The organism is Streptomyces sp. NPDC023838 (assembly GCF_040639555.1).
GTDB lineage: Bacteria > Actinomycetota > Actinomycetes > Streptomycetales > Streptomycetaceae > Streptomyces.
On record NZ_JBFAAD010000020.1, the window covers coordinates 44,579 to 71,049 of the forward strand.

The 26,471-nt window shown below is 72.9% G+C and carries 24 protein-coding genes; 7 read left to right on the forward strand and 17 right to left on the reverse strand.

Features of this window, described 5'->3' with window-relative positions:
* Positions 1 to 4: 4 nt before the first annotated feature.
* Entirely contained in the window at positions 5 to 547 is a 543-nt protein-coding gene (gene purE / locus AB0G17_RS23585) for a 5-(carboxyamino)imidazole ribonucleotide mutase (protein WP_361386126.1), read from the reverse strand.
* The gene (locus tag AB0G17_RS23590) at positions 544 to 1,695 is read right to left on the reverse strand and encodes a 5-(carboxyamino)imidazole ribonucleotide synthase (protein WP_361386129.1); all 1,152 of its coding nucleotides are present in this window, start codon (positions 1,693 to 1,695) and stop codon (positions 544 to 546) included. Before AB0G17_RS23590 ends, purE begins: the two co-directional genes overlap by 4 nt.
* Positions 1,696 to 1,891: 196 nt before the next feature.
* Between AB0G17_RS23590 and AB0G17_RS23595 the strand changes: the two genes are divergently transcribed.
* Positions 1,892 to 2,407, forward strand: coding sequence for a GtrA family protein (locus AB0G17_RS23595; RefSeq protein ID WP_361386131.1), 516 nt, complete (start codon positions 1,892 to 1,894; stop codon positions 2,405 to 2,407).
* Positions 2,408 to 2,436: 29 nt separating this feature from the next.
* On the opposite strand, the gene AB0G17_RS23600 is transcribed toward AB0G17_RS23595, so the two are convergent.
* Entirely contained in the window at positions 2,437 to 3,699 is a 1,263-nt protein-coding gene (locus AB0G17_RS23600; RefSeq protein WP_361386134.1) for an ATP-binding protein, read from the reverse strand.
* Positions 3,700 to 3,756: 57 nt separating this feature from the next.
* Positions 3,757 to 4,434 (reverse strand): response regulator transcription factor, encoded by a 678-nt coding sequence (locus AB0G17_RS23605; protein WP_100574199.1) that lies wholly within the window; start codon positions 4,432 to 4,434, stop codon positions 3,757 to 3,759.
* 594 nt (positions 4,435 to 5,028) lie between these two features.
* Here AB0G17_RS23605 and AB0G17_RS23610 point away from each other — a divergent pair.
* Entirely contained in the window at positions 5,029 to 6,546 is a 1,518-nt protein-coding gene (locus AB0G17_RS23610) for an oligopeptide:H+ symporter (protein WP_361386138.1), read from the forward strand.
* Between the two features lie 85 nt (positions 6,547 to 6,631).
* Here AB0G17_RS23610 and AB0G17_RS23615 read toward each other — a convergent pair whose 3' ends face one another.
* The 6 genes from AB0G17_RS23615 to AB0G17_RS23640 all read right to left on the reverse strand — a co-directional run bounded on the left by AB0G17_RS23615 (position 6,632) and on the right by AB0G17_RS23640 (position 12,116).
* Complete coding sequence (locus AB0G17_RS23615) at positions 6,632 to 8,047, reverse strand: hypothetical protein (protein WP_361386320.1); 1,416 nt, start codon at positions 8,045 to 8,047, stop codon at positions 6,632 to 6,634.
* A gap of 14 nt (positions 8,048 to 8,061) precedes the next feature.
* On the reverse strand, positions 8,062 to 9,177 hold the full coding sequence (locus AB0G17_RS23620; protein WP_361386323.1) for a hypothetical protein: 1,116 nt from the start codon (positions 9,175 to 9,177) through the stop codon (positions 8,062 to 8,064).
* Positions 9,171 to 10,151: a hypothetical protein gene (locus AB0G17_RS23625; RefSeq protein WP_361386141.1), complete on the reverse strand. Its 981-nt coding sequence runs from the start codon at positions 10,149 to 10,151 to the stop codon at positions 9,171 to 9,173. Before AB0G17_RS23625 ends, AB0G17_RS23620 begins: the two co-directional genes overlap by 7 nt.
* 28 nt (positions 10,152 to 10,179) lie before the next feature.
* The gene (locus AB0G17_RS23630; RefSeq protein WP_361386145.1) at positions 10,180 to 10,833 is read right to left on the reverse strand and encodes a peptidase; all 654 of its coding nucleotides are present in this window, start codon (positions 10,831 to 10,833) and stop codon (positions 10,180 to 10,182) included.
* Positions 10,834 to 11,196: 363 nt separating this feature from the next.
* On the reverse strand, positions 11,197 to 11,667 hold the full coding sequence (locus AB0G17_RS23635) for an ATP-binding protein (protein ID WP_361386149.1): 471 nt from the start codon (positions 11,665 to 11,667) through the stop codon (positions 11,197 to 11,199).
* 80 nt (positions 11,668 to 11,747) lie between these two features.
* The gene (locus AB0G17_RS23640; RefSeq protein ID WP_361386152.1) at positions 11,748 to 12,116 is read right to left on the reverse strand and encodes an STAS domain-containing protein; all 369 of its coding nucleotides are present in this window, start codon (positions 12,114 to 12,116) and stop codon (positions 11,748 to 11,750) included.
* A 392-nt stretch (positions 12,117 to 12,508) separates the two neighbouring features.
* Here AB0G17_RS23640 and AB0G17_RS23645 point away from each other — a divergent pair, with 392 nt between their 5' ends.
* Entirely contained in the window at positions 12,509 to 13,357 is an 849-nt protein-coding gene (locus AB0G17_RS23645; RefSeq protein WP_361386326.1) for an RNA polymerase sigma factor SigF, read from the forward strand.
* A 76-nt stretch (positions 13,358 to 13,433) separates the two neighbouring features.
* Here the strand turns inward: AB0G17_RS23645 and AB0G17_RS23650 are convergent, their stop codons facing one another.
* A complete protein-coding gene (locus AB0G17_RS23650) occupies positions 13,434 to 14,126 on the reverse strand; it encodes an aspartate/glutamate racemase family protein (protein ID WP_361386155.1) in 693 nt (230 codons plus the stop codon).
* Positions 14,127 to 14,185: 59 nt separating this feature from the next.
* Between AB0G17_RS23650 and AB0G17_RS23655 the strand changes: the two genes are divergently transcribed.
* Together AB0G17_RS23655 and AB0G17_RS23660 are read left to right on the forward strand one after the other, a co-directional pair.
* Positions 14,186 to 14,797 carry an HD domain-containing protein gene (locus AB0G17_RS23655; protein WP_361386158.1) on the forward strand — a complete coding sequence of 204 codons (612 nt, stop codon included), beginning with the start codon at positions 14,186 to 14,188 and terminating at the stop codon, positions 14,795 to 14,797.
* Between the two features lie 214 nt (positions 14,798 to 15,011).
* On the forward strand, positions 15,012 to 15,884 hold the full coding sequence (locus tag AB0G17_RS23660) for an NAD(P)H-binding protein (RefSeq protein ID WP_361386161.1): 873 nt from the start codon (positions 15,012 to 15,014) through the stop codon (positions 15,882 to 15,884).
* Here AB0G17_RS23660 and hutI read toward each other — a convergent pair.
* The 4 genes from hutI to hutU all read right to left on the reverse strand — a co-directional run bounded on the left by hutI (position 15,863) and on the right by hutU (position 21,962).
* On the reverse strand, positions 15,863 to 17,032 hold the full coding sequence (hutI, locus tag AB0G17_RS23665) for an imidazolonepropionase (protein WP_361386164.1): 1,170 nt from the start codon (positions 17,030 to 17,032) through the stop codon (positions 15,863 to 15,865). The two genes, AB0G17_RS23660 and hutI, sit on opposite strands and share 22 nt — an antisense overlap.
* 423 nt (positions 17,033 to 17,455) lie before the next feature.
* Complete coding sequence (locus tag AB0G17_RS23670; protein WP_361386167.1) at positions 17,456 to 18,793, reverse strand: formimidoylglutamate deiminase; 1,338 nt, start codon at positions 18,791 to 18,793, stop codon at positions 17,456 to 17,458.
* On the reverse strand, positions 18,784 to 19,974 hold the full coding sequence (locus AB0G17_RS23675) for an allantoate amidohydrolase (protein WP_361386329.1): 1,191 nt from the start codon (positions 19,972 to 19,974) through the stop codon (positions 18,784 to 18,786). Before AB0G17_RS23675 ends, AB0G17_RS23670 begins: the two co-directional genes overlap by 10 nt.
* A gap of 332 nt (positions 19,975 to 20,306) precedes the next feature.
* A complete protein-coding gene (hutU, locus tag AB0G17_RS23680) occupies positions 20,307 to 21,962 on the reverse strand; it encodes a urocanate hydratase (protein ID WP_361386170.1) in 1,656 nt (551 codons plus the stop codon).
* Positions 21,963 to 22,124: 162 nt separating this feature from the next.
* Here hutU and AB0G17_RS23685 point away from each other — a divergent pair, with 162 nt between their 5' ends.
* Entirely contained in the window at positions 22,125 to 23,483 is a 1,359-nt protein-coding gene (locus AB0G17_RS23685; protein WP_361386173.1) for a diaminopimelate decarboxylase, read from the forward strand.
* 173 nt (positions 23,484 to 23,656) lie between these two features.
* On the opposite strand, the gene AB0G17_RS23690 is transcribed toward AB0G17_RS23685, so the two are convergent.
* Positions 23,657 to 24,496, reverse strand: coding sequence for a MurR/RpiR family transcriptional regulator (locus AB0G17_RS23690; protein WP_361386176.1), 840 nt, complete (start codon positions 24,494 to 24,496; stop codon positions 23,657 to 23,659).
* A 147-nt stretch (positions 24,497 to 24,643) separates the two neighbouring features.
* Here AB0G17_RS23690 and AB0G17_RS23695 point away from each other — a divergent pair, with 147 nt between their 5' ends.
* On the forward strand, positions 24,644 to 25,060 hold the full coding sequence (locus tag AB0G17_RS23695) for a hypothetical protein (RefSeq protein ID WP_361386179.1): 417 nt from the start codon (positions 24,644 to 24,646) through the stop codon (positions 25,058 to 25,060).
* 334 nt (positions 25,061 to 25,394) lie between these two features.
* Here the strand turns inward: AB0G17_RS23695 and AB0G17_RS23700 are convergent, their stop codons facing one another.
* Complete coding sequence (locus AB0G17_RS23700; RefSeq protein WP_361386332.1) at positions 25,395 to 26,378, reverse strand: SGNH/GDSL hydrolase family protein; 984 nt, start codon at positions 26,376 to 26,378, stop codon at positions 25,395 to 25,397.
* Positions 26,379 to 26,471 lie beyond the last annotated feature (93 nt).

The following is a 26,471-nucleotide window of genomic DNA, read 5'->3' on the forward strand; positions in this document are numbered from 1 at the left end:
GTGCTCACTTTCCGAAGCCGAAGGACGCCGCCGCGGACTCGACCTTCGAGCGAAGACGCCTGCCCTTCTCGGTCGCCTGGTCGTTCAGCTCCTGCTGGAACTCCCGCATGCGCGCGAGGAGTTCGGGGTCGTGGGAGGCCAGGATACGGGCGGCGAGCAGACCCGCGTTGCGGGCCCCGCCCACCGACACCGTCGCCACCGGCACCCCGGCCGGCATCTGCACGATGGACAGCAGCGAGTCCATGCCGTCCAGGTACTTCAGCGGGACCGGGACACCGATCACCGGCAGCGGGGTCACCGAGGCCAGCATGCCGGGCAGGTGGGCCGCGCCGCCCGCGCCCGCGATGATCGCCTTCAGGCCGCGGTCGGCCGCCTGCTCGCCGTACGCGATCATCTCGTGCGGCATCCGGTGTGCCGAGACGACGTCGACCTCGTACGCGATCTCGAACTCGGCCAGGGCCTGGGCTGCGGCCTCCATGACCGGCCAGTCCGAGTCCGAGCCCATGACGATGCCGATGACGGGACCGTTGACGGGGGTGGCGCTCATTCGGTGATCGTTCCTCTGAGGTAGTCGGCCGCGTGACGGGCGCGCTCGCGTACGTCCGCGAGGTCGTCGCCGTAGGTGTTGACGTGGCCGACCTTACGGCCGGGCTTCACGTCCTTGCCGTACATATGGATCTTGAGCTGGGGGTCGCGGGCCATGCAGTGCAGATACGCGTAGTACATGTCCGGGTAGTCGCCGCCGAGCACGTTGCACATGACCGTCCACGTCGACCTCGGGCGCGGGTCGCCCAGCGGAAGGTCGAGCACGGCCCGGACGTGGTTGGCGAACTGCGAGGTGATCGCGCCGTCCTGGGTCCAGTGGCCGGAGTTGTGCGGGCGCATGGCCAGCTCGTTGACGAGGATGTGCGACCGACCGTCGGCGTCGCGGGTCTCGAAGAGCTCGACCGCGAGGTGGCCGACGACGCCCAGCTCGTCCGCGATGCGCAGGGCGAGCTGCTGGGCCTCGCCCGCGAGCTCCTCGGCGAGGTCCGGCGCGGGGGCGATCACCGTGTCGCAGACGCCGTCGACCTGGACCGACTCGACGACCGGGTAGGCCACCGCCTGGCCGTGCGGGGAGCGGACCACGTTGGCCGCGAGCTCCCGTACGAAGTCGACCTTCTCCTCGGCCAGGACCGCGACGCCCGCCTTGAAGGCGTCCGCCGCGTCCGCCTCGGAGCGGACGAACCACACGCCCTTGCCGTCGTAGCCGCCCCGGACGGTCTTGAGGATGACGGGGTATCCCTCGCCCTCCGCCGCGAACCGCGACACGTCGGCCGGGTCCGCCACCAGCCGGTGGCGGGGGCAGGGCGCGCCGATCTCGTCGAGCTTGGCGCGCATCACCCCCTTGTCCTGGGCGTGCACCAACGCGTCGGGCCCCGGCCGGACGGGAATGCCGTCCGCCTCCAGGGCCCGCAGGTGCTCGGTGGGTACGTGCTCGTGATCGAACGTGATCACGTCACAGCCGCGCGCGAAGGCACGCAGCGTGTCCAGGTCGCGATAGTCGCCGATGACGACCTCGCTCACCACCTGGGCCGCCGAGTCCTGGGGGGTGTCACTGAGCAGCTTGAATCTGATGCCGAGGGGGATGCCCGCCTCGTGGGTCATACGGGCGAGCTGACCGCCGCCGACCATGCCGACTACCGGGAACGTCACACCCCCAGGGTATCCGCCGCCCCCGGGGCCCCCGGAAGGTGTGGGTCCGGGCGCCCGCAGGGCCCGGGCGTGGCCGGGATTTACGGGCGTCCACGAGCGATGCCCACAGGCGCTGGTTAGCATGGCCGGGTTGGCGTACGAGGTATGACACCGATCTGAGAACGACATCGAATCCGAACGGGGCTGGGCGATCACCATGAGTGAACGGGGCGCATTGCGTACGCGGCTACAGCTGCTCGCCCGGGAGATCGCGAAGTTCGGGGCCGTGGGCGCCATCGGGTTCGTCGTCAACGCGATCGTCTTCAACCTGTGCATGCACGTGGCCCACCTCGCGGTGGTGCGCTCCGGTGTCATCGCCACCGCCGTCGCCATCGCCACCAACTACGTCGGCAACCGCTACTGGACCTACCGGCACACCGACAGCGGCCGGCGCACCCGTGAGCTGATGCTCTTCCTGCTGTTCAGCGGCATCGGCCTGGTGATCGAGAACGGTGTGCTCGCCCTCTCGCACTACGGCTTCGGCTACACCTCGACGGTCGCCGACAACGTCGCCAAGAACGTGGTGGGCCTGGGCCTGGGCACGGTCTTCCGGTTCTGGTCGTACCGCACCTGGGTGTTCCGGGCGCTGCCCGGCCGCGAGGCCGTCCAGACCGCCGAATCCTTTCTCGGCGACGCCCCCCAGCCGTACGCCCGCCACCACTCGGGGTCCTAGGGCCTGCCTGTACCAGGGCGTGAAACCGGTCATCTGATCGTCGGCTCGGGCTCGCGCGGGCCGCGCGCCACCCGGCTCAGGAACAGCGCGAACACCGCGGGCTGCTGCTGGAGCATCTCCAGGCGGCCGCCGTCCGCCTCCGCCAGGTCGCGGGCGACGGCGAGGCCGATGCCGGTGGAGTTGCGGCCGCTGATGGTCCGCTCGAAGATCCGCGCCCCCAGCTCGGGCGGTACGCCCGGCCCCTCGTCGGTGACCTCGACCACGGTCTGGTTGCCGGTGACGCGGGTGCGCACCGCGACCGTGCCGCCGCCGTGCATCAGCGAGTTCTCGATCAGCGCCGCGAGCACCTGGGCGACCGCCCCGGGGGTGCCCACCGCCCGCAGCCCCTGCTTGCCGGAGCGCACGATCGCGCGGCCCGCACTGCGGTAGGCCGGGCGCCACTCCTCCAGCTGCTGCTTGACCACCTCGTCGAGGTCGAAGACGACGGCCGAGCCGATCCGGGGGTCGCGGGAGTTGGTGAGCAGCCGCTCCACCACGTCGGTGAGCCGCTCGACCTGGGTGAGCGCGATCGTCGCCTCCTCCTTGACCGTGTCCAGGTCGTCGGTGAGGGCGATCTCCTCCAGCCGCATCGAGAGCGCGGTGAGCGGGGTGCGCAGCTGGTGGGAGGCGTCGGCGGCGAGCCGGCGCTCGGCGGTGAGCATCCGGCCGATCCGCTCGGCGGAGGAGTCCAGGACGTCGGCGACCCGGTCCAGCTCGTGCACCCCGTACCGCTTGTGGCGCGGGCGTGGGTCGCCGGAGCCGAGCCGCTCCGCGGTCTCGGCCAGATCGGTGAGCGGGGAGGCCAGCTTGTTGGCCTGGCGTACGGCGAGGAGCACCGCGGAGACGATGGCGAGCAGCGCCACCGCGCCGATGATCAGCAGGGTGCGTCCGACCTCCCGGGTGACCGTGGAGCGGGACTCCTCGACCAGGACGTCCTCGCCGCGCGCGCCCTTGGCGGTGCCGCTGATGCGCGAGCCGCCCGGCCGGGTGCCCAGCTCGATGGGGGCGCGGCCGGGGATCTCGATCCGGGCGTAGCGGTCGGGGCCGACGCCGGCCAGCGACTGCGGGCCGATCGTCTCGTTGGCGAGCCGGCGGCTGTCGATGACGCTGACCAGCCGCAGCGCCTCGGAGTTCACGCTCTCCTGGGCGCTGCTGCTGATCGTCCTGGTCTCGACGATGACGAGGGAGACGCCGAAGACGGCGATCACCACGAGCACCACGGCGAGCGTGGAGTTGATCAGTCGGCGGCGCATGGCTCAGTGTCCCAGGACGTACGCGAGGAGTGTGGCGTCGTACGCGACGTCGGCTCGTCAGCTCTTCTCGAAGCGGAAGCCGACACCGCGGACGGTGGCGATGTAGCGCGGGTTGGCGGCGTCGTCGCCGAGCTTCTTGCGCAGCCAGGAGATGTGCATGTCGAGCGTCTTGGTCGAGGACCACCAGGTGGTGTCCCAGACCTCGCGCATCAGCTGGTCGCGGGTGACGACCCGGCCCGCGTCGCGCACCAGGACGCGCAGCAGGTCGAACTCCTTGGCGGTGAGCTGGAGCTCCTCGTCGCCCATCCAGGCGCGGTGCGACTCGACGTCGATCCGTACGCCGTGGGTGGCGGGCTGGGGAGCCGGCTCGGTGGCGCCGCGCCGCAGCAGGGCCCGCACCCGGGCCAGCAGCTCGGCGAGGCGGAACGGCTTGGTGACGTAGTCGTCGGCGCCGGCGTCGAGACCGACCACGGTGTCCACCTCGTCGGCGCGGGCGGTCAGCACCAGGATCGGGACGGTGTGGCCCTCGGAGCGGAGCCTGCGGGCCACCTCCAGGCCGTCCATGCCGGGCAGCCCGAGGTCGAGCACGACCAGGTCGGCGCCTCCCTGGAGTCCGGCGTCGAGGGCGGTCGGGCCGTCCTCGCGGACCTCGACCTCGTAACCCTCCCGACGCAGTGCGCGGGCCAGCGGCTCCGAGATGGACGCGTCGTCCTCGGCGAGCAGTACACGGGTCATGGGGGTGATGGTAGTCCGCGACCGGGAGGGGCTGTCCGTGGAACCCGTCAGGGACCGGCCGGGGTTGGGCGCCCCGCCCGCTCCTGGTCGTCCCATGATCGCGCGCTGCCCGTCCGCTGATCGCCTCTTGATCGTCCGGCAGCCGTTCCTTGATCGTCTTTTTCGCGTCCGCCCCTGCGGCTCTGGGATGCGATCCTGTTAACCACCTTCGAAAGTGGGCGGATGGTTCCAGCGACGCCTGTGATCCATCTCTCAAGTCCTTCCATATGCGGCGGTGTGGTGTCGTATGGTGTCTCAACGCCTTTAGCACTAACTCGGGGACCTTTGGCCTGCTTGGCGCGCCAAAGGTCTCTTTTCTGCAAAGGGACCGGAATTACTGGTTCCGAAGACAGTGAATGACCTATGGGCCGGGCCCCGGGCGCGATGTCGCGCCCCGGGCGTGGATCCCGGTGGGTCCGTCCTCTCGACTCCGTCACCACGGAGCGAACCCCTCGGGCGTAGGGGCGGGGCGGCTCCCCTGCCGGTGCCGGCCACCCCCCACCGGGCGCGATCACCGCTCACGAAGCGCGCGTCCCGAGCAAGCAAGGATCGACCATGGCGTCCAGCCTGACGAAGGACTCGGCCAGCATCACCGGATCCGACAAGACCTTCTTCGGCCACCCCCGCGGCCTGGCCACTCTCTTCATGACCGAGATGTGGGAGCGCTTCTCCTACTACGGCATGCGCGCCCTTCTCGTGTACTACCTGGTCTCGGGCGGTGCCGACGCGGCAACCGGCGCCCAGGGCGGCGGCCTCGCCATGCGGGCCACCACGGCCACGGCCATCTACTCCGTCTACGTCTCCATGGTCTACCTCATGGCGATGCCGGGCGGCTGGTTCGGCGACCGCGTGTGGGGTGCCCGCAAGACGGTCACCATCGCCGGTTTCGTGATCATGAGCGGTCACCTTGCGCTGGCGCTGCCCGGCCAGGCGCCGTTCTTCGCCGGCCTCATCCTGGTCGCCGTCGGCTCCGGTCTCCTCAAGGCCAACATCTCGACGATGGTCGGCCACCTGTACGAGGGCCCGGACGACCCGCGCCGTGACGGTGGCTTCACCGTCTTCTACATGGGCATCAACCTCGGCGCCTTCGCGGCTCCGCTGGTGATCGGCACGGTCGGCAAGGAGCACAACTGGCACCTGGGCTTCGCCCTCGCCGCGCTCGGCATGGCCCTGGGTCTGGCGCAGTTCCTCCTCGGCACCAAGAACCTGAGCCCGAAGAGCAGCCTCGTCCCGAACCCGCTCTCCGCCGAGGAGCGCAAGGGCGTCCTCACCAAGGTCGCCGCTGTCGTCGCCGCCATCGCCGTCTTCTACGGCGTCGTGGTCGCCCTGGGTGCCTACACGCTGAACTGGGCGCTGGTCCCGCTCACCCTCGCCGGTCTGATCATCCCGATCGCGGTTCTGGTCCGCATCAAGCGCGACAAGGACCTGTCGACGACCGAGCAGTCGAAGATGAACGGCTACATCTGGCTGTTCGTCGCGGCGGCCGTCTTCTGGATGATCTACGACCAGGGTGGTTCGACCCTGTCGCTCTTCGCGGACGCCAAGACCACCGACAACGTCGGCGGCATCCACTTCTCGGCCACCTGGTACCAGTCGCTGAACCCGCTGTTCGTGATGGCGCTCGCACCGGTCTTCGCCTGGCTGTGGCTGTGGCTGGCCCGTAAGAACCAGGAGCCGAACACCATCGTGAAGTTCGCGATGGGCCTGGTCATCATCGGTGCCTCGTTCTTCGTCTTCATCGTCCCGATGAACATGGCGGGCGACGGCAAGGTCTCCCCGATGTGGCTCGTCTCGATCTACATGATCCAGACCATCGGCGAGCTCTGCCTCTCCCCGGTCGGCCTCTCGGTCACCACCAAGATGGCGCCGCAGAAGTACGCCTCCCAGATGATGGGCGTCTGGTTCCTCGCGGTCACCGCGGGCGACTGCTTCACCGGTCTGCTCTCGCTGGCGGGTGTGAGCCTCGACGGGCTCGGGATCATCGCGATGGAGGCCTCGATGGCCGCCGTCGCGGGCCTGGCGATCTACATGTACCGCAAGAACGTCCAGGCGCTCATGGGCGGCGTCCACTAAGCGCCGCACACGCCGCACGGCCAGGGGCCGCCGCACCTTCCGGGGTGCGGCGGCCCTTCGCGTATCCCTCCGCCTTCCCGCGTACCTACGTACGCGTGCCGCGCAGCCGCCTCCAGGGGGTGAAGGTGAAGACCGCGCCGCCGAGCAGGACGGCGGTCCCGGCGATGAGGCCGAGGGCGCGCAGGGCGCCGTGGTCGTTCGCGCCGGTCTGGGCGAGGCCGCCGGACGCGGCCGTGCCGCCGGTGGTGGACGCGCCGCCGGAGGACGAGCCGCCCGACGTGCTCGTGCCGCCGGACGCGCCGCCCTGCTGGGCGGTGGTGTCGAGCTCCAGGGACACGGGCGGCGTGCCCGTGACCGTACAGGGGATGGTGATCTTCGAGCCGCCCAGCGTCACGTCGATCGTCAGGGCCCCGGGGCTGAGCGTCGACTTGCCGCTGGCGCCCGGTTTGTAGGTGCCGGTCATGTCGGAGAGGCTGACCGGGTCGCCGGTGTTCAGGGGGCCGGAGTTCGGCGCGCCCGTCACCGTCACCGAGCCCTTGTCGGCGCCGCCGACGGTGACCTGCATGGAGGGCTTCAGCGCGCCCGCGGGGAGCGGGGCCGGGCTGTTCATGACGCCCTTGGCGGTCTTGACCGTCAGGGCGTAGCTCCCGCCGCTCTTCTTGGCGTCGATCGTCACCTTGGAGTTGATGCTCGCCGGACCGGGCGACTTGCAGGCGAAGGTGACCGCGACTTCCTTGCCGGGGAAGTCGGTCTGGCCACCGGTGCCGCCGGTGGTGCCGCCCGTGGAGGTGGTGCCGCCGGAGGCCGTGGTCCCGCCCGAGGTGGTGGTACCGCCGCTCCCGGTCGTGCCGCCGGACGTCGTCGTACCACCGGACGTGGTGGTCCCTCCGGAGGTCGTGGTGCCGCCGCTCCCGGTCGTGCCGCCGGACGTCGTCGTACCACCGGACGTGGTGGTGCCGCCCGACGTGCCCCCGCCCTCCGTCACCTTGATCGTCGCCCCGGCGCCGACCGTCTCCTTCGGGGAGCACTTGGTGTCCGTCGAGAGGGGCTTGCTGACGTTGATGGTGTACTTGTCCGGCGCGAGCGTGACGTCGCCCGCCTTGGTCAGCTTCAGCTTGGCCTTCATGTCGGGCAGGACCATCGGGCTGTTCTTGGGGATCGGCGGGTTCTGCCGCGGCCCCTCCACCGCCAGGTCGGCGCTCTGCGCGCCGGCCACCTTGACGGTGCCGGTCGGCTTCACGGTGTCCGTCTCCAGGTCGAGCACATCGGGGTTCTTGGACGCGGCCTGGACGGTCTTCCACACCACTTCGACCTCGTCGCCGACCTTCGCCTCGGCGGGCGCGGTGATCTGCACCTTGGTGGTGCCCTCGACGGGCGGCAGGCCGGAGATGGGTGGCGGGATGCACTCGGTGGCGTAGGAGACCTCTGCCGCCCGGGCGGGCCCGGCGGCCAGAATGATTCCCGCGCCGCCGAGCATCAGCGCGACTCCGGCCGCGCTCATCCTCCGTTGCGTGGTCACGGATTTCCCTTCGTCGTGGGGGTGTTGGGACGGTTCTCGGTCGGTGCGGAGTCCGGGGTGAACCACGGCAGGGGTGTCGTCGCCGTGGTGCTGGTGGGGGTGGAGGCGCCCTCGGCCGGGGGCTGCGGGGGCTGCGACGGTTCGGCGGCGGCCCTGCGGACGGGCCGGCGCGGGCGGACCCAGCGGGCGAGGCCGTCTTCCCCGCGCCCCCGCCGTGCGTGCCCCGCCCCCCTCGGCCGGACCCGGTCCACCACCGCCATCCCGACGCGGAACACCGCCGCCGGGACGACCACGCACAGCAGGATCCAGAAGAGCGTGACGCCCCACGGGCGGCCCACCCCCCACGGCTGGGTGGCGAGCACCTTCTGCCCGTACCTCACGGAGACCTGGTAGTCGCCGTGCGCGCCCGCCGACAGCTCGAAGCCCAGTCTGACCTCGGCCTTGCCGCCGGGCTTGATGGTGCCCTTCCACTGCCGGTCCTCCCACCGCGGCGCGAACACGCCGTGTGAGGTGCCGACCTGGAAGACGGGGTCCTTGACCGGGGCCGAGCCGAGGTTGCCGACGGTGAGGACGAGCGTGCGCGAGGGCGGCGCCCCGAACCAGGTGAGGATCCCGCTGCTCCCGTCGAGCTCCGGCGCCGTCAGCACGCTCAGGCGCCCGGTGCCCGACTGCTCGGGCAGCGGCGCCACCGGATGACCGGTGATCCTCAACTCGGTGTCCACGGCCGCCTGTTCGCCCGTCACGGTGGCCACATGCACCACACACGGGCAGGGCTTGGGCGGCGCGGCCACCGGCAGCGCCTTGCTGAAGGCACCCTTGGCGTCGGTGGTCACCGCGCGCCCGTCGGCGTTGGCGCAGGAGTTGGTGCCGCCGATCACGCCCTGCCCGGGGGTGGACTGGCCGCAGAGCAGCAGCATCAGGAGCGTGCCGGGCCGCCAGCCGGTGCCACTGGCGGTGATCTCGGTCCCCTTGGCCGCCTCCTGCTGGGACAGCGTCACGGCGGGCTTCGCGTCGTCGGCGCTCGCGGCCGTCGCCGGCAGCGCCCACACCAGCGGGAGCAGCAACAGCACGGCCGCGACGAGCGCCGCCCCTCTCGTACGCGGTTTCACGATGCTGCTCCCGTCGTCGCCAACTCGCTTACGGACTCGAGGTCCACGGGGCCGCCCGGCCCCCGGCGCCGCCGCCCGCGCACCCACAGCGCCGCGCCCGCGCCCACCGCCACACACCCGGCGCCCGCCACCGGCCCCCACGGCACGAAGACCGCCGAGGCGCCCGCCCCGCTCGGGGCGGCCCCGCCCGCCGCCACGGTCAGCCGCACCTCGACGCGGTCCAGGGCCGGCGGGCGCCACGGCTCGGTCAGCTCGACCCGCTGACCGGGCAGCAGCTCCACCGGCAGCGGCCTGGCCGGGCGCCGCAAGGACGCGCCCAAGAGCCCGTCGGCGCGTACCGCAAGGCTCGGCGCGAGCGTCGTGTTGCCCCGGTTGACCAGGGCGTAACGAATGAGGGAGCGGCCCTTGTCGACGCTCACGTCCTCCACGGTGAGCGCGGGCAGCACCGGGCCCGCGACCCGCACCTGGACCCGCACCCCCGCCTCCCGGCCGCCGCCGGACGCCACCAGCACCGCCGGGTGGTCGCCGGGGGCGGCGCCCGGCGGGACGGTGACCGCGAACGGCACCTCGGCGCGGGTCCGCGCCGGGATCCGCACCTGCGCCGAGGCGAGCGCGAGCCAGGGATCGGCGCCGGGCCGTACCGCGAGGGCGCCGGTGGAGGTGGTGCTGGCGGCGGCCCCGCGCAGCCGCAGGGTCAGCGGGCGCGCGGTGGGGTTGGTGAGCGAGAGCCGGTCCTCCAGTACGGAGCCGGGCGCGCCCTCCAGATAGAAGTACGGTCTGCCGTCGCCGCCGGGCCGCGAGCCGCCGCCGGAGGCGGGTGCGGCGCTCCACTCCCCGTCGGCGGACCGCTCCCCGTCGGCGGCGCGCGCGGCGGGGGCGGACAGGACGGTCAGGACGGACAGGACGGTCAGGGCGGACAAGGCGGTCAGGGCCAGGGCCGCGGCGAGCACGGCCAGGCGGATCGGGCGTGGCGGCATCAGCGGCTCCCCGGGGCGACGAAAGACCTCAGCCGTGCGCCCGGGCGCCGCGCCGGGTCAGCCAGAGCACCCCGGCCGCGCCGGTGAGCAGGACCGTGCCGCCGAGCGTGCCGAGGGCCACGGCCGAGTCGAGCGGGCCGGTCTTGGGCAGCGGGTCGACGGGCGCGGAGGAACCGGAGCCGGTGACGTCCAGCGAGAGGGAGGGGCCGGGGCTGTTGCCCGGGGTGCAGGTCGTGGTGGTGCCCAGCGCCTTGATGGTGAGGATCGAGGCGGTGAAGGTGACCTTGCCGGACGCCTTCGGCGCGTACGTACCGCTCAAGTCGCTTATCTTGATCGGGGAGTTGGCGGGGATCTCGGCGGTGTTGGCCGGTCCGGACACCGCCACCGTCCCCTTGTCGGCGCCGCCGAGCTTGATGACAGCGCTCGGGTTCATCGCCCCGGAGCCCAGCGCCACCGGGCTGGAGGAGACGCCCTTCTGGAACGACATGGTCAGCTTGTAGGCGCTGCCGCTCTTGACGGCCCTGATGTCGATGGGCGAGACCGCGCTCTTGGGGCCGATCGGGGTCTCGCACTTGTAGTTGACGTCCACGACGTCGGCGTGGGCGGCCGGGGCGGCCATCAGCACCACCGGGCCCGCCAGGGCAGCCGCAAGGGCGAGTGCTGTCCGCTTCTGGTACGACACGTACGACACCTCGAATTTCCCTCGTTCCCGAGGCCGTTCACGTTACTGACGGCACATCAGATTGGGCGTCAAGGTACGCCGGGGACCTTGGAGAGGGAAGACACACAACACAGGGAAGACACACAACACAGGGGATGACGGACGGAAGTGACGCGAGTGCCCAGCGCGGGTGCGCGGCGCGGGTGCGCGGCGCGGGTGCGCGGCGCGGGTGCGCGGCGCGGGTGCGCGGCGCGGATGCCGATCGCCGGGAAGGCGCCCTGTCACGCCGGGAAGGTGCCCTGTCACGGGTGCGCGGCACGCACACCGGGTCGCGCGCGGAAGGCGACCCCGCGCGGGTGCGGCGGGAGTCCCGCCGCGGCGTGCCTACGCGGGCGCGGCGAGCTCCGCCCAGACCGTCTTGCCGGGCACTCCGGGGGTCCGTACGACCCCCCAGTCCAGACAGAGCCGCTGGACGATGAACATGCCGTGGCCGCCGGGCCGCCCCGCGCGGTGCGGGGTGCGGGGCGCGGGCTGGCCCGAGCCGCGGTCGGTGACCTCCAGGCGCAGCACCTTGGGGGTGCAGGCGACGCGGAGCTGCTCGGGGCCCTCGGCGTGCAGACAGGCGTTGGTGACCAGCTCGGAGACGACGAGCAGGACGTCCTCCGCGGCCGCGCGCCGGTCGGCGGTGGCGGCGGGCAGCCAGCCCCATTCGTGCAGCGCCTGGCGGGTGAAGTCGCGCGCGAGCGGCACTATGCCACTGGCGCCGTACAGGGCGAGGACGCGAGAGGCCGCGGCCGGAGCTCCGTCCGGCTCGGGGCCACGGTCGCCCGGCTGATGCTGCCGGGTGGTGCTCATCAGCGCTTCACCTCACCGATTCACCGAATGCCTGGTTCGCCAACGTCTTGAGTCTGGTCTCCTGCCCCACCGCGGCGCGGTCAGTCGTCCAGTGCGGCTTCGAGCGAATCATGCACGGTGAAGACCGCTTCCGCTCCGGTGATCTCGAAGACGCGGGCCACCACGGGGAGCATCCCCGCCAGGTGGACCCCGCCACCGGCGGCCTCGGCCTTGAGCCGGGCGCCGAGCAGCACGTTCAGTCCGGTGGAGTCGCAGAACTCCAGCTGGGCGCAGTCGACGACCAGCCGGCTGCGGCCCGCCTCGACCGCGCTCTCCAGCGGCTCGCTGAGCAGGTCCGCCGTGTGGTGGTCGAGCTCGCCCACGGGCGTGAAGATCTCGCTGCGGCCGTGCGAGCGAACGCCGACCTTGAGCCGGCCCCGATTCGCGCTGCCGACCGTGCCGCGGTCCATGCCCGTCCCTCTTCGCCATGATTCGCCGTGCCGCACCGTGACCGGCGCGACAGTGGTTTCCGTGTGCCCTTCGGGTGCGGAAACTGTGCTCCCCGTCACAAGTGACGCACCTCTCCGCATACGTCACCAAAGACGGCTCCGTACACGCGGACTCCCCGAGAACACTACGCCTTCCCTACGCGCCTCGGAAGTCGAACACCACCCTGAACTGGACATATACGGACAATGCGACCTTGCGGCGGTACAACCAAAGCGGGTAGGGGTAGTAGAGACAGTTTTTCACCGCGACCGGCCATGGAGGCGCCGCACACCGATTCGCCACGTATGGGCATCGGCAGCCATATGCCGAGAACGATGGAGGAGACCCCATGTCACCCCGGCTCGACGAATCCATGGATGCGTCGACAACGCACGTACCGCACACCCCGATCGAGGGACTCGACGGCCTTCCGGAGATCCCTCCCTACGAAGACATCGCGCCGCTGGACGCGCGGGCCCTGTCGAAGACGCTCTTCGCCCGGCTCGACTCCCTCGAAGAGGGCACGTACGCGTACTCCTACGTGCGCAACACGCTCGTCGAACTCAACCTGGCGCTGGTCAAGTTCGCCGCCTCCCGGTTCCGCTCGCGCAGCGAGCCGATGGAGGACATCATCCAGGTCGGCACCATCGGCCTGATCAAGGCGATCGACCGCTTCGAGTACGACAGAGGCGTGGAGTTCCCGACCTTCGCCATGCCGACCATCGTCGGCGAGATCAAGCGCTTCTTCCGCGACACCTCCTGGTCGGTCCGGGTCCCCCGGCGCCTCCAGGAACTCCGCCTCGACCTGGCCAAGGCGGGCGACGAACTCGCCCAGCAGCTCGACCGCGCACCGACGGTGGGCGAGCTCGCCGAACGCCTGGGCATCAGCAAGGAAGAGGTCGTCGAAGGGATGGCGGCGAGCAACGCGTACACCGCGAGCTCGCTGGACGCCCAGCCCGAGGAGGACGACACCGAGGGCGCGCTCTCGGACCGGATCGGCTACGAGGACCACGACCTCGAAGGCGTCGAGTACATCGAGTCGCTCAAGCCGCTGATCGCCGAACTGCCGCCCCGGGACCGCAAGATCCTGTCGCTGCGGTTCGTCGCCAACATGACCCAGTCCGAGATCGGCGAGGAGCTCGGCATCTCCCAGATGCACGTCTCCCGGCTGCTGGCGCGCACCCTGACGCGGCTGCGCAAGGGGCTGACGCTCGAAGAGTGAGCACGCTCGCGTGTGCTCGATGAGTCAAGTACGCCTGCGCGGGGGCCCGTTCCTTCTGGAACGGGCCCGCCGCGGTCTAGTCGGCCAGCGCGGCGGTGACGGCGGCCTCGGCGTGCAGACGGGTGGTGGGGAACACCGGTACGGGACTGTGCTCCTGACGGATCAACAGCTCGATCTCGGTGCAGCCGAGGACGACCCCTTCAGCGCCGTCGGCGACGAGCCGCGCGATGACGTCCCGGTAGGCGGTACGGGACTCGTCGCGCACCACTCCCAGGCACAGCTCGTCGTAGATGACCCGGTGGACGAGGGCACGGTCCTCGGCGCCCGGGATGACGACCTCAAGGCCGTGCGAACGCAGCCGGTCCCGGTAGAAGTCCTGCTCCATGGTGAAGGCGGTGCCGAGCAGGCCGACGCGCCGGATGCCCCGGGCGCGTACGGCCCCGGCGGTCGCGTCGCCCAGGTGCAGCAGCGGCACGGAGACGGCCGCAGCGACCTGGTCGGCCACCTTGTGCATGGTGTTGGTGCAGATGAGCACGAGATCGGCGCCGGCCGCCTCCAGCCCCTTGGCGGCCCCGGCCAGGACGTCCCCGGCGCGCTCCCACTCCCCGGCGCGCTGGAACTCCTCGATCTCGGCGAAGTCGACGGAGTGCAGGACGCAGCGGGCGGAGTGCAGCCCGCCGAGCCGCTCGCGTACGAGCTCGTTGAGAAGCCGGTAGTACTCCGCGCTGGACTCCCAGCTCATTCCGCCGATCAAACCGATGGTCTTCATCCGGCCACCTTAGGCTGTGGCCAAGATCGGTTGTCCGGACGAGGGGTGGGGCCGTGGAGATGGACAAGTTGACCGAGGTCGCGGGGATCGGGGTGCCCGAGGGGCACGCGGCCCGGGCGGCCCGGCTGGTCTGCGCGGAGTACGCGGACGAGGCGCTGTACCACCACTCCCTGCGGTCGTACTTCTTCGGGGCGGCGTGGGCCCAGGAGCGCGGCCTCGACTACGACCGCGAGCTGTTCTTCGTCTCCGCGCTCCTGCACGACCTGGCGCTCACGCCGCCCTTCGACAGTCACGCGCTGCCCTTCGAGGAGGCGGGCGGCCATCTGGCCCGCGTCTTCACGGCGGGCCTCGGCTGGCCCGACGCGCGCCGCGACCGGGCGGCCGAGCTGATCGTGCTGCACATGCGGGACGACGTGGCGCCGGAGGTGGACGTGGAGAGCCGTCTGTTGCAGGTGGGGACGAGCGCGGACGTGTCGGGCACGGGTCTGGAGGCGTTCTCCCCGTCGTTCCGGGCGGAGCTGGTGGGGGCGTACCCCCGGCTGGGCTTCGCGGCGGCGTTCGTCGACCTGTTCCGCGACCAGGCCCGGCGGAAGCCGGGGTGTGCGGCGGGGGAGCTGGTTGCCGGGGGCTGGGAGTCGCGGGCACTGGGGAACGGGCTGGACCGCGGGTAGCCCGGCGGCCGCTGCTGCTCTGCGGGTTCGCGGGCACGCGTGCGGGTTGCACTTGGGCGGCGTGCGCCGCGTGCCGCTGTGCCCACCCGTGCCGCCCCAGCGGCACGATGGCCCACAGCGGGGGGAACGAAGCAGCAGTGATTGCCCGCGGCGCGGGGCGGAGCAGCAGCGGTCGCCCACAGCGGCGCTCAACATCTAGCGCCAGGAGGTCTGTATGGCATCGGTCATCGCCGTCACCGGAGCGAGTGGAGCCATCGGTGGGCGGGTGGCGCGGCGGCTCGCTGAGCGGGGTGCGGGCACCCGGCTCGTCGGGCGCGACCCCGAGCGGCTGCCCGATCTGCCCGGGGCGGTCAAGGCTCCGCCCGCCGCCTTCGGGGACGGGGGCGCCATGCGGGACGCGGTCGCCGGGTCCGGGAGCATGCTGATGGTGTCGGCGCACGAGGCCCCCGGCCGCGTACGCGAGCACATCACCGCCGTGGACGCGGCCGTCGCGGCGGGCGTACGCCGCATCGTGTACGTGTCGTTCCTCGGCGCCGCCCCCGACGCCGCGTTCACGTTCGCGCGCGACCACTGGCACACCGAGCAGTACATCCGGGACACCGGCCTGGCGTACACGTTCCTGCGGGACAGCCTCTATCTGGGCGGGCTCGCCGCGATGGCGGGCCCGGACGGGGTGATCCGGGGCCCCGCCGGGGACGGCAGGGTCTCGGGTGTGGCGCACGACGACATCGCGGACGTGGCGACGGCCGTGCTCCTGGAGGAGGGCACGGGACACGACGGCGTCACGTACGACGTCACCGGGCCCGAGGCCCTCACCCTCACCGAGGTGGCCCGCGAGCTGAGCCGGGTCACGGGCCGAGCCATCACCTATACGGCCGAGACCCGCGAGGAGGCCTTCGCCTCACGGGCCGGGTACGGCGCCGAGGAGTGGGAGGTCACCGGCTGGGTGAGCTCGTACGAGGCGATCGCCGCCGGGGAGTTGGCCACCGTCTCCGACACCGTGCCCCGGCTGGCCGGGCACCGGGCGCAGTCGTTCGCCCAGTACCTGGACGCCCACCCCAGGGCCTACCGGCACTTGATGCCCTGACGCCAGACGTCGCTGATCAGCGGCACGCCGGGCCGGTAGGCGAGGTGGACGTGGCTCGGGGCGTCGAGCAGCGCGAGGTCGGCGCGGGCGCCGGGCGCGATCCGCCCCACGTCGGTGCGCCGCAGCGCGGCGGCGCCCCCGGCGGTGGCGGCCCACACGGCCTCGTCCGGCGTCATCCCCATGTCGCGTACGGCGAGCGCGACGCAGAACGGCATCGAGGACGTGAACGAGGACCCCGGGTTGCAGTCCGTGGACAGCGCGACCGTCACCCCCGCGTCCAGCAGCCGCCGGGCGTCGGGCCACTGCGCGCGCGTGGAGAACTCGGCGCCCGGGAGCAGGGTGGCGACGGTGGAGCCGTTCGCGAGCGCGTCGACGTCGGCGTCGGTGAGGTGGGTGCAGTGGTCGGCGCTGGCCGCGTCGAGCTCGACGGCGAGCTGGACGCCGGGGCCGTACGAGAGCTGGTTGGCGTGGACGCGGGGGGTGAGCCCCTTGGCCTTGCCCGCGAGGAGGACGGCCCGGGCCTGGTCCCCGTCGAACGCCCCCTTCTCGCAGAAGACGTCGACCCAACGGGCGTACGGGGCGCAGGCGTCGAGCATCGCGCCGGTGACGAGCTCGACGTAGGCGGCGGGGTCGTCGGCGTACTCCGGGGCCACGATATGAGCCCCCAGATAGGTCACTTCATCCGTGTGCTCGGCGGCGATGCGCAGGGCGCGGGCCTCGTCCTCGACGGTGAGGCCGTACCCCGACTTGGTCTCGAAGGTCGTGGTGCCCTGGCGCAGGGCCTCGCGGATGTACCGGGCGACGTTCGCGCCGAGCTCGGCGTCGGTGGCGGCGCGGGTGGCGGCGACGGTGGTCCGGATCCCGCCCGCCTTGTACGCCTGCCCCGACATCCGGGCGTTGAACTCCTGGGTGCGGTCGCCGGAGAAGACGAGGTGGGAGTGGGAGTCGACGAAGCCGGGGATGGCGGCGCGGCCGCCGGCGTCGTGCCGGGTGTCGGCGTCCGGGGCGCGCCCGCTCGCGCCCACCCAGGCGATGCGGTCGCCCTCGATGAGGACGGCGGCATCTTCGATGAGTCCGAGGGGGCCGGGGCCGTGGGTGGGGTCGTTGGTGACGAGGGTGGAGATGTTGGTGACGAGGGTGGTGGTCACGGGTGCGGCTCCTGTTCCGGTGGTGGCCTTTTTCTGATTCCCCGCCCCGCCCCTTCCCGAAAGCCCTGGGCGGGCGGCCGGGTGGTGGGGTGAGACGGCTTGCTGGAGGCTCCGCCCCCCCAGCCCCCCCGACGCGGGGCTGCGCCCCGGGCCCCCGTTTTCGTCTGCGGGCCGAGAAGGGGCGCGGGGAACTGCGCGACCAGCCCACCACCGGCCCGCAGACGAACACCGGGCCGAGAAGGGGCGCGGGGAACTGCGCGACCAGCCCACCACCGGCCCGCAGACAAACAGGGCCCGGGCGCAGCCCCGAAGCGGGGTGCAGGGGCCGCAGGCCCCGCCGGGGGTCCGGGGGCGTAGCCCCCGGGAGAAGCACCCTCACCCCCACCCACCCCCGGAGGGTCTCGGGAAGGGGCGGGGTGGGGGCTAATCCCGTAGGGACGCGATCGCCTCCCCCAGGGCCGCCCCCACATCCGGTACCCCCACATGCACCCCGTCCCGTACCACCTCACGCCCTCCCACCACCACATGCCGCACATCCGCCGCCGACGCCGCGAACACCGCCGTCTCGGCGCCGAGGCGGGGCGGCGGACCGGCCGTGCGGGCCGACGAGAGGTCCAGCGTCGCCAAGTCCGCCCGCGCGCCCGGCGCGATGCGGCCCGCGTCGGCCCAGCCCAGGGACGCGTGCCCGTCGGCGGACGCCGCGCGCAGCAGCGAAGCCGCCGTCCAGTGCCCCCGCGTCCGCGTCCGCAGCCGCTCGTTCAGCTCCATCGCCCGCGCCTCCTCCAGGAGGTCGATCACGGCGTGGCTGTCGCTGCCCAGCGAGAGCGGGGACCCGGCGCGCTGGAGCGCGACCGCCGGGCCGATGCCGTCCGCGAGGTCGCGTTCCGTCGTCGGGCACATGCACGTGCCCGTCCCCGACCCGCCGAGCAGCGCGATGTCCTCGTCGGTGAGGTGCGTGTTGTGGACGCCCGTCGTACGGGGCCCCAGCACCCCGTGGTCGGCCAGCAGCCGCGTCGGCGTGCGGCCGTGCGCGGCCAGGCACGCCTCGTTCTCCGCGATCTGCTCGGAGAGGTGGACGTGGAGGGGCGCCTCCCGCTCCTCGGCCCAGGCCGCGACCGTACGCAACTGGTCCGCCGGCACGGCCCGTACGGAGTGGATCGCCGCTCCGATCCGTACGCCCTCGCGCGGCTTGAGCAGCGACACGCGCTCGGCCCACGCCTGCGCCGTGCCGTCCGAGAACCGCAGCTGGTGCGCGTTGGGCGGCTCGCCGAAGCCGGAGGACAGATACGCCGTGTCGAGCAGCGTGATCCGGATCCCGGCGTCCTGGGCGGCCGCGATCAGCGCCTCGCCCATCGCGTTCGGGTCGGCGTACGGCGTGCCGCCCGGCGCGTGGTGCAGGTAGTGGAACTCGCCCACCGCCGTGACCCCGGCCAGCGCCATCTCGGCGTACACCGCCCGCGCGAGCGCGAAGTACGTATCGGGCGTGAGCCGCGCCGCGACCGCGTACATCGTCTCGCGCCAGGTCCAGAACGTGCCCGAGCCCACCTGCACCGTGCCGCGCAGGGCCCGGTGGAAAGCGTGCGAGTGGGCGTTGGCGAGGCCGGGCAGGGTGAGGCCGCGCAGGGCGACGGCACCGGGGGGTGGAGCCTCAACTCCCTTGCGTACGGCGGAGATCCGCCCGTCCGCCACCTCCACCAGCACGCCCGGCTCCACCACGGGGTCGAGCCAGGCGTGCTCCAGCCAGTACGACGTCACCTGCACGCCAGGTCCTCCAGAACGTCGGCGAGTGCGAGCACCCCGGCCACGCAGTCGTCTTCCTCGGCGAACTCGGCCGGGGAGTGCGAGACGCCGGTGGGGTTGCGTACGAACAGCATGGCGGTCGGGACCGTCCCGGAGAGGATCCCGGCGTCGTGTCCGGCGCCGGTGCCGAGGACGGGGGTGTGCCCGCCGAGGATCTTCGCGAGCTCGTCGCGCAGGGCGTGCTCGAACTCGACGACGGGCGTGAACGACTCCCGTACGACGGTCAGGTCCACGCCGTCGCGGGCGGCCCGGTCACGGGCGGCCGTCTCGATCGCCGCGACCACCGTGTCCAGGGTCCCCTGGTCGGCGGCGCGCGAGTCCAGCCAGCCGCGTACCAGCGACGGGATGGCGTTGACGCCGTTCGGCTCGCAGGAGATCTTGCCGAAGGTGGCTACCGCGCCCGCGAGTTCGGCCTCGCGGCGGGCGGCGAGGACCGTCTCGGCGTACGTGAGCATCGGGTCGCGCCGGTCCACCAGGCGGGTGGTGCCCGCGTGGTTGGCCTCGCCGGCGAAGTCGAACCGCCAGCGCCCGTGCGGCCAGATGGCCGAGGCGATGCCGACCGCGTCGCCGCTGAGGTCGAGGGCGCGGCCCTGTTCCACGTGCAGCTCGACGAACGCGCCGATGCGGGCGAGCCGTTCGGGGTCGGGGCCGATGGCGTCCGGGTCGTATCCGGCCGCCTCCATGGCGCCGGGCAGGCTGATCCCGTCGCCGTCGCGCAGCCGGTGCGCGGCCTCCACGGTCAGCTGCCCGGCGGCGAGCCGGGAACCGACGCAGGCGAGCCCGAAGCGGGCGCCCTCCTCGTCGCCGAAGTTGACGATGGCCAGCGGCCGCGTGAGGACGGCTCCGCGCCGGCGCAGCTCGTCGAACGCGGCGAAGGACGACACGACGCCGAGGGGGCCGTCGAAGGCTCCGCCGTCGGGTACGGAGTCCAGGTGGGACCCGGTGACGACGGCGTCCCCGGCGGCCGGGTCGCCGGCCCAGGCCCACTGGTTGCCGTTGCGGTCCAGCTCGTAGGTCAGCCCTCGGGCCTCGGCCTGGGCCCGGAACCACTCCCGGCACTCGGCGTCGCCGCCGGTCCAGGCGAAGCGGCGGTAGCCGCGGGTGTCGGCGTCGCGGCCGATGGGGGCGAGCTCGCGCCACATCTCGTGGAACGAGGGAGTCTCCCCCACCCCGCCCCTTCCCGAAAGCCCTGGCCGGGCGGCCACGGGGGCATCGCCCCCGGACCCCGTTCGGCTGCGGGCCGTCCGTGGCTGGTCGCGCAGTTCCCCGCGCCCCTGGGGGGCGGGGCCTGCGGCCCTCGCCCCGTCCGCTGTGGGCAGTCGTTCCGCTGGGGCGTTGGGGGTCCCCCCTGCTCGAGCGGAGCCGAGAGCTTGGGGGAGGGTGGGCACAGCGGAGCCCGCGGCCGGCGTACTACCCACGCCACCCACCGGGCCGGGCCCGCCCTCCGCCGAGGGCGAAGCCGAGGCGTTCGGGGTCACTCCGACTCCCGCATCGGGACACGGACGCCCCGCTCACCCGCGACCGACTCCGCGATGTCGTACCCGGCGTCGACGTGCCGGATCACACCCATCCCGGGGTCGTTCGTCAGCACGCGCCGGATCTTCTCCCCCGCCAGCGCCGTCCCGTCCGCCACGGTCACCTGGCCCGCGTGGATGGAGCGGCCCATGCCGACGCCGCCGCCGTGGTGCAGGGAGACCCAGGACGCGCCCGAGGCCACGTTGACCATGGCGTTCAGGAGCGGCCAGTCCGCGATCGCGTCCGAGCCGTCGAGCATCGCCTCGGTCTCGCGGTACGGGGAGGCCACCGAGCCGCAGTCGAGGTGGTCGCGGCCGATGGCCAGCGGCGCCGCCAGCTCCCCGCTCGCGACCATGTCGTTGAAGCGCTCGCCCGCCTTGTCGCGCTCGCCGTAGCCGAGCCAGCAGATGCGCGCGGGCAGGCCCTGGAAGTGGACGCGCTCGCCCGCCATCTTGATCCAGCGGTGCAGGGACTCGTTCTCGGGGAACAGGTCCAGGATCGCCTTGTCCGTCTTCGCGATGTCGGAGGCCTCGCCGGACAGCGCCGCCCAGCGGAACGGGCCCTTGCCCTCGCAGAAGAGCGGACGGATGTACGCGGGGACGAAGCCGGGGAAGGCGAACGCCCGGTCGTACCCGGCCAGCTGGGCCTCGCCCCGGATCGAGTTGCCGTAGTCGAAGACCTCGGCGCCCGCGTCCATGAAGCCGACCATCGCCTCGACGTGCCGGGCCATGGACTCGCGCGCGCGGGTCGTGAAGCCCGCCGGGTCCTTCTGCGCCGCCGCCATGTCGTCGAAGTCGATACCGATCGGCAGGTACGCCAGCGGGTCGTGCGCCGACGTCTGGTCGGTGACGATGTCGATCGGCGCGCCCTCGGCCAGCATCTGCGGCAGCAGCTCCGCCGCGTTGCCGAGCAGGCCGATGGAGAGCGGCCTGCGGGCGTCGCGCGCCTCGACCGCCAGCTCCAGCGCGTGCCGCAGGTTGTCGGCCTTCACGTCGAGGTAGCGGTGCTCGATGCGGCGCTCGATGGCGCGCGGGTCGACGTCGATACAGATCGCGACGCCGTCGTTCATGGTCACGGCGAGCGGCTGCGCGCCGCCCATGCCGCCGAGTCCGGCGGTGAGCGTGATCGTCCCGGCGAGGGTGCCGTTGAACTTCTTCGCCGCCACGGCCGAGAAGGTCTCGTAGGTGCCCTGGAGGATGCCCTGGGTGCCGATGTAGATCCACGAACCGGCCGTCATCTGGCCGTACATGGTCAGGCCGAGCGCCTCCAGGCGGCGGAACTCCTCCCAGTTGGCCCAGTCGCCGACCAGGTTGGAGTTGGCGATGAGCACGCGGGGCGCCCACTCGTGGGTCTGCATGACGCCGACCGGGCGGCCGGACTGGACGAGCATCGTCTCGTCCTGCTTGAGCGTGCGCAGGGTGCGCACCATCGCGTCGAAGGAGCGCCAGTCGCGCGCGGCCTTGCCGGTGCCGCCGTAGACCACGAGCTTGTCGGGGTGCTCGGCGACCTCGGGGTCGAGGTTGTTCTGGAGCATCCTCAGGGCGGCTTCCTGCTGCCATCCCAGGGTGCTCAGTTCCGTACCGCGCGGTGCCCGTACGGGGCGGGGTCCTGACATGGCGAGGCCTCCTCACGACGTGACTCAGATATTCACATCCTGGACGCCTGAATAGAACTAGTCAATAGACCGGCGGAGGGGAGCGGACGGAGAAGGGCGAACGGGCCAGGGAATCGGGCCGTATCCCTGCGCCGCCGGGCGGCCGGTGCTTGGCTTGACTCCATGACCGAGCCCGATGGCACGACCGAGCCTGATGCCATGACCGGCACACCGGCGGCGGCGCGCCGCGAGCAGGCCGTGCGGGCGGCCGTGGAGCAGGGGCTCGTCGGTCCGGACGCCCCGCTCGCCGCCCTCCTCGACGTCACCGGCATCCGGCTCGGCGCGGCCGCGCTGACCTCGGCCTTCGCGTCCGTGACCGACGCGCCCGTGCTGCACGCCTTCGCCGTCAAGGCGTGCCCGCTGGTGCCGGTGCTGCGACTGCTCGCGGCCGAGGGGCTCGGCGCGGAGGTCGCCAGCCCCGGCGAGCTGGCGCTGGCCCGCGCCGCCGGGATCGGCCCCGGCCACACCGTCCTGGACTCCCCCGCCAAGACCCCCGCCGAGCTGCGCGAGGCCCTCGCCCTGGGCATCGCGGTCAACGCCGACAACCCGCAAGAGCTGGCCCGCCTGGACGCGCTGGTGGCCGCCGCCGCGACCGCCTCGCCGCTGGGCCTGCGGGTCAATCCGCAGCTGGGCGCGGGGTCCATCGGCGCGCTCTCGACGGCGACGCGGACCTCGAAGTTCGGGGTGGGGCTGCGGGACGAGGGGGCGCGGGAGTGGGTCGTGGGGGCGTACGCGGCCCGCCCCTGGCTCACCCGGCTGCACACCCACGCGGGCTCCCAGGGCGTGCCGCTGGCCCTGATGGCCGAGGGGGTGCGGACCGCGTACGAGCTGGCCGAGGAGATCAACGCGCGCGTGGGGCGCCGCCAGATCGACACGGTCGACCTCGGCGGCGGGCTGCCGGTGAACTTCTCCTCGGACGAGGAGAGCCCCACGTACGAGGAGTACGCGCGGCTGCTCCGCGCGCGGGTTCCCGGTCTCTTCGACGGCTCGTACGCGCTGGTGACCGAGTTCGGGCGCTCGCTCCTCGCGAAGCACGGGACGGTGCTGGCGCGGGTGGAGTACGCGAAGACGTCCGGCGGGCGGCCCATCGCGGTCACCCACGCGGGCGTCCAGATCGCGGCCCGTACCGTGTACGCGCCCGCGTCCTGGCCGCTGCGGATCGCCGCGTACGGCCCGAAGGGCCGCCCCAAGGCCGGTCCGCCGGTCCTCCAGGACGTGGCCGGTCCCGCCTGCTTCGCGGGCGACCTGCTGGCGGAGGCGCGGATGCTGCCGCGGCTGGAGCAGGGGGATTACGCGGCGGTGCTGGACACCGGGGCGTACTACTTCGCCCACCACTACGCCTACAACAGCCTTGCCAGGCCGGGCGTCTACGGCTTCACGTCCGGCCCGGACGGGGTGCGCTTCGCGGTGGTACGGGAGCCGCAGGCGGTGGCGGACATCGTGGCGGAGTCCGGGGGCGCGACCCCGGATGCCCTGCTCTAGCGTGGCGCTCGCCTGCGGGCCGGTGGGTGGCTGGTCGCGCAGTTCCCACCGGCCCGCAGACAAACAACCGGCCCTTCAGGGGCGCGGGGCTGTGACATGTGCGGCTCCGCCGCGTGGGCGCGACCAGCCCCCACCCGCCCGCAGGCGAAAGCGCGCCCCTGCCGAGCAGACGGCTACTCCACGAACAAGCCGCGCCCCGCGGCCCCCGCGTCGAACTCCTCCAGCCGCGCCTGCGCGTCCGGCAGGTCGTCGCACATCGCCTCCAGCAGGACGCGGCCGAGCAGCATCGGGGCGCAGGCCGTGTCGAAGGCGAGGCCGGTGCCGACCGCCGCCGGGATCAGCAGGTCGCTGTGGCGGGCCACCGGCGCGAAGGCGGAGTCCGCGACCGTGACCACGGTGAGGTCCTTGGAGCGCGCGTACGCCAGCGCGTCCACCACCTCCTTCGGATGGCGCGGCAGCGCGAAGCACAGCAGCGCCGACGCCCCCGCCCGCCGCGCCGCGTCGATGCGGTCCACCAGCATCGAGCCGCCCTCGTCGAGCAGCCGTACGTCGGGGTGCACCTTGGCGGCGAAGTACGCGAAGCCGCGCGCCTGGGAGGAGGCCGCGCGCAGGCCGAGCACCGGGAGCGGCCGGGATGCGGCGAGCAGCCGTCCGGCCTCCTCCACCGGCGCCGGGTCCGCCAGCAGCCCCGCCAGATGGCGCAGGTTCTCGATCTCGGCCTGGACCGCCTGCTGGTACTCGTTGTACTCGTGCTCGCCCGCCTCCGGCGACGCCGAGGGCACCACCTCGCGCAGGTGGCGGCGGAGCGCCGGGTACCCGTCGAAGCCCAGCGCGACCGCGAAACGGGTCACCGACGGCTGGCTCACCCCGGCCAGCTCCGCCAGCTCCACGCTCGACAGGAACGGCACGTCGGCGGCCCTGCGCACCATGGAGTGGGCGATCCGCCGCTGGGTCGGTGTCAGCCGGCGCCCCTCGAAGAGCTGTTGCAGCCGCGCGGCAGGGCCGTCGCTCATGCCGTCCCCCCTTCCTCACGCCGGAAGTCCACCACCCGGAACTCCACGATATTCAGTCGCCCAGCACTCTGCATGACCATATGCAGACGGGCAAGTACGGGGGCTACCCCCACTGTGCCCGCGCCGCCCGCTCCGTAGGGTTGGAGCATGGAAGCCCGTGACGCCGATCTCAGAAAAGAACTCGACGCCACCCTGCACGCGCGCAGGGAGCTCGGCGAGGAGTACGAGCCCGCGCTCGTCGACTCGTTCCTGGAGAAGGTCGAGCAGCGCCTGGACCCGGCGATCGACCGCCGGGTGCGGCGCCAGCTCGCCGAACAGCAGATGGTGGTGGCCCGCGGCGGCCGCCCGGCCGGCCAGAACCCGGACCTCGGCTTCGCGGAGCGCTTCGGGTTCGGCATGATCTCGCTGGTCCTCGCCATCCCGCTCTCCGCGATCGGCGCCGTGAACGCGGGGCTGAGCGGCCTCTTCGTCACCTGGCTGGGCATCTTCGGCGTGAACGCCGTGCACGCCGCCCGCCCGTGGCCCTGGCCGCGCCGCCATCGCGGTGACGGCGACAGCGACTGAAGAAGGTGAGCGCGGGGACCGCCGCACCCCCGGTCGCCCGGGGGGCGGGACGACGGCGGTCCCCGCGCGGGACACGGTCCCGGGTCAGGGCCGGTCGCCGCGTCCTGGGCGCCGGGAGTCCGGGAGCCGCTCCGGAAGTCCTGTGACGCCGCTGGTGGTGCCGGCCGGGTCTCCCCCGCCGACATCCACCACTGTGCCGTGCTCGTGTTAAGCGGGTGCTGCGCGGACATGTCGCGCTCGTACCAGTTGCGCGACGAACGCGACGGCCCGTCAACTGGCGTGGGGCGTACGGCACTCAGCGGCCCTCGGGGACGCCAGGGGGACCCAGCGGCACTCAGGGATGTGCCGGGTGCGCGGTGGACGGTTCGGTCGCGGTCAGCCGCCGCCGGCGGCGGTGCTTGAGCAGCGCCCAGGGCGCGCGCGCCCCGCTGACCTCGGTGCCGGGCTCCGCCGCCGCCTCCGCCGCCGCCTTGGCGACCGGCAGGATGTCCTCGTGGCGGTCCGCGTCGAGCCGGTCGGCGTCCGGCCACAACCCGAGCGAGGCGCAGAGCGTGGGCAGCACGGCCATCGCGGCCGTCGCGTACCCCTCGGCCGACGGGTGGTAGTTGTCCGGCCCGAACAGCTCGCGCGGATTCGCCTCGAACTCGGGGCCGAGCAGATGGCCGAGCGACACCGTACGCCCGCCCTGCTCGACCACCACGATCGTCTGGGCGGCCGCGAGCTGGCGCGAGACGCGCCGGGCCAGCCAGCGCAGCGGCTGGTAGACCGGCTCGACCGAGCCGAGGTCGGGGCAGGTGCCGACGACCACCTCGGCGCCCGCCGTCCGCAGCCGTCGCACCGCGCCCGCCAGATGGCGCACCGAGGTGGTGGGCTGCATCCGGTGGGTGACGTCGTTCGCCCCGATCATGATCACGCAGACGTCGGGGATCCGGGCCGGATCCGCCAGTATCAGCGAGACCTGGCGGTCCAGGTCGTCCGACTGGGCGCCCGGCTGCGCCACGTTCCGCAGCGTGACCATCTGCTCGGCGACCGCCGCGAGCCCGGACGCCAGCAGCGCGCCCGGGGTCTGCCCGGCCCGCCGCACGCCCTGCCCGGCGGCCGTGGAGTCGCCCAGCATGCCGAGCCGCAGCGGGGGCGTACCGTTGGCGAAGGCCACCCCGTACAGCCCGTCGGCGCTCGGCGGGTGCGGGGCGGTGCCGCCGCCCACCGACCGCCTGGCCAGCGCCGCCTCCGCGAGCAGCACGCCGACCGCGGCCGTGGCGAGCAGCCCGATCCCGCCCCCGCCGAACGCCGCGCCCGCCGCGATCCGGCGGGCCACCCTCGCCCTCGACCCGGCCGAAACCCCGGCCGACACGGTCGACACACTCCCAGCCACCGCCACCTCCTTGGAGCCGTACATCAGCTACCTGCC